The organism is Phocaeicola sp. RTP21198st1_B8_RTP21198_201120 (genome assembly GCF_040929485.1).
In the GTDB taxonomy this organism is placed as follows: domain Bacteria; phylum Bacteroidota; class Bacteroidia; order Bacteroidales; family Bacteroidaceae; genus Phocaeicola; species Phocaeicola dorei.
This window is the reverse complement of record NZ_JBCOCI010000350.1, coordinates 1-1,401: the sequence shown is the minus strand read 5'-3', so window position 1 is coordinate 1,401 and position 1,401 is coordinate 1. Positions and strand designations below refer to the sequence as shown.

The 1,401-nt window shown below is 42.0% G+C and carries 1 protein-coding gene; it reads right to left on the bottom strand.

Translation table 11 applies throughout. From position 1 onward, the window contains the following. Positions 1 to 67 precede the first annotated feature (67 nt). On the bottom strand, positions 68 to 1,401 hold a 1,334-nt coding region (locus AB5935_RS26190; protein ID WP_368327893.1), incomplete at its 5' end, for an ATP-binding protein.

Here is a 1,401-nt window from a genome sequence, read left to right as displayed (position 1 = left end):
AGATCTTACAATTATCTCACTTATTCAGCGCAAATGTAATAATTAAACTACAAACACAAGCACAATGTCATTCTTTTCTTCCCGATTCCTCGGCATATTGCTTGGGAAGCATACCGAACATTTCTCTAAAACACTTCGAGAAATAGCTGGGTGAACTGAATCCTACCCGGTTCGCTATTTCAACAATCGGCAACTGACTTCCTTGTAATAATTGTGCCGCCCGTTTCAAACGGATGCTGCGAATAAAGTCTGTCGGTGTATGTCCGGTGATGGATTGTAGCTTACGGTAAAGGCTCATACGCACCATACCCAAATCGCCACTCAATTCTTCTACGCCATATTCCGGATTGTCCATGTTCTTTTCTATGTATTCCAGACACTTCTGTATGAGCTGTTCGTCTACTGAAGTAATGGTGATAGCACTCGGATTTACTTCTATGTTTTTACGGAATTCCTGTTTTCTCTTTTCCTGCTGCTCTATCAGCTTTTCAATGCGTACCATCAGCATATCAAAGTTGAAAGGTTTCGACATATAAGAGTCTGCTCCTACTTCATAGCTGTTAATCTTGATATCATCGGCAGTACGGGCTGTCAATAATATCACAGGTATATGGGAAGTCTGCACGTTCGTCTTGATCCGACGGCAAAGTTCGATACCGTCTACTTTCGGCATCATAATATCGCTGATAATCAGGTTCGGATTTTCCTCTATCGCTTTTCGCTCTCCTTCCTCGCCGTCTGCCGCTTCAATGATTTGATAAAAATCTTCTAACTGTTCTTTCAGGAAAGTACGGAATTCCTGATTGTCCTCCACTAACAACAGTTTCTTCAGGTTATCATCGACTGTAGATGTAGTGGTTTCTTTCTCTTTAATGTCTGGTGTTTCCGTTCCGATGATTTCTTCCGGCAGTTCGTTCGGTTCCGGTTTCAGGTCCATCGGCAACCAAACGGTGAATACTGATCCACGATCTATCTGACTGTCCACTTTAATACGGCCACCATGTATATTTACATATTCCCTTACCAAATGAAGTCCGATGCCACTGCCTATTTTTTCGTCCCCTTCATTTCCTACCTGATAGAAACGGTCAAAGATATAAGGAAGGTCTGATTCGGATATTCCGATTCCAGTATCAGATACGGATATTCTCACGTAGTTTCTTTCTTCTATCTCTTCTGTCGCGAGCTGTAAGTTCACTGTGCCTCCCTGCGGTGTATATTTGAAGGCGTTGGACAAGAGATTATTCATAATCTTATGTACCTTATCCCGGTCGAAGAACATATAAAGCGCTCTATGTTCAGATTGGTTCACAAAGTTAAGGTGCTTCTCTACTGCCATTGGCATGAAGTTGTTATAGGCAGAAACAATAAATTCCTCCATATCGCCGTTCATCAGATGCA